General features: G+C 42.6%; 2 protein-coding genes. Both read right to left on the bottom strand.

Annotated elements, in window-relative coordinates; translation table 11 throughout:
• The coding region (gene agaS, locus O3793_RS08860) for a tagatose-6-phosphate ketose isomerase (RefSeq protein WP_371446968.1) at positions 1 to 860 on the bottom strand (860 nt) is incomplete at its 3' end.
• Positions 861 to 880: 20 nt separating this feature from the next.
• On the bottom strand, positions 881 to 1277 hold a 397-nt coding region (locus O3793_RS08855), incomplete at its 5' end, for a GntR family transcriptional regulator (protein ID WP_371446966.1).

Genomic DNA, 1277 nt, shown 5'->3' with positions numbered 1-1277 from the left:
GATACGAATACGAAGGCTAGAGAAGAGCCGTTTACAAATGATTTAGGACCGTGACGGAATCCCATTGAAGAATCGAAGGCTGTTGCGATTTGTCCAGCAGTCAATTCAAGAATCTTCAATTGAACTTCGCGAGCAAGGCCACTGAGAGAACCTGAACCTAAGTAAATCACGCGGTTGTAGTCTAAGTTCACGTAATGTTGAATCACATCTTCACGTTCTAGAACGCTTGTACCCATTTGGCGGATGGCTTTCACGAAACCTTCTTTTTCTTCAAGTGAGTGTGCTTCGTCGAAAACAAGAAGCGCTGTTAGAGTCATACATGTGAAGCTTCCTGTCATCGCAAAACCAGCGTCGTTAGAGCGGTCTGGCATCATTAAGAGTAAGTTGTTTGTATCGTCTTTAGCAGCAACGGCTAATTTTCCTTCTGGCGCACAAGTGATGGTGATTTGATAGAAGTCACGCACGATTTGTTTGCCAAGTTGCACACTGGCAAGACTTTCTGGTGAGTTCCCGCTACGTGCAAATGAAACAAGCACTGTAGGAATTTCTGCTTTGAAGTAGTCATGTGGATTACTTACAAGGTTTGTTGTTCCGACTGATTGAAAATCAAAACGGTCTTCATTTCCTGTACGTTTTAAGTAAGGAAGAATCGTATCTCCCACATATTGTGATGTACCCGCACCTGCGAAAATCACGCGAAGTTTTCCTTCTGGTAAATGGTCTAAGAAAGCAGTGATGCGTTCTAAGTTTGCTTTGTAGTAATCAAAAGCTTCTTTCCACAATTCTGGTTGTTGGCGAATTTCGCGCGTTGTAATTTCTGCAGATAACGCCTCTAATTGACTAGTTGAAAATTGAAACATAATACCCTCCAAATATTTTTTTAGTTGTTTGTGCGATAGTGTCTTACTTTGTAGAAGAATTGGTCGCTTCTGGCAACACTAATCGTATATTCGATGATGCGATTTTCAGGATTTAATGTGGTTCGCATAAACCGTAAACAAGCGCTGTGCGGATCCACATCCAAGACTTCCGCTTCTTCCGGCGTGAGAATGCTCGCTGAGAATTCTTCGTCGGCGTAGTGGATTTGCTGATGAAAATCATTCGCAAACACTTCATATAAAGATTGGCCTTCTAACTGCGTCTTCGTTAAGGTTTTGAAGACGTCGTATGGTAAGAAAGTTGTTTCTTTCATGAGTGGAATGCCATCTGCATACCGAATGCGTTTCAGACGAAAGAGCTTGTCGCCGGCTTCGATTCCAACGAGTGGAGCGATAAAT

Source organism: Granulicatella sp. 20925_1_28, assembly GCF_041433575.1.
Classification (GTDB): Bacteria; Bacillota; Bacilli; order Lactobacillales; family Aerococcaceae; genus Granulicatella.
Note: the sequence above shows the minus strand (reverse complement) of the source record. Positions and strands in the feature narration are given on the sequence as shown.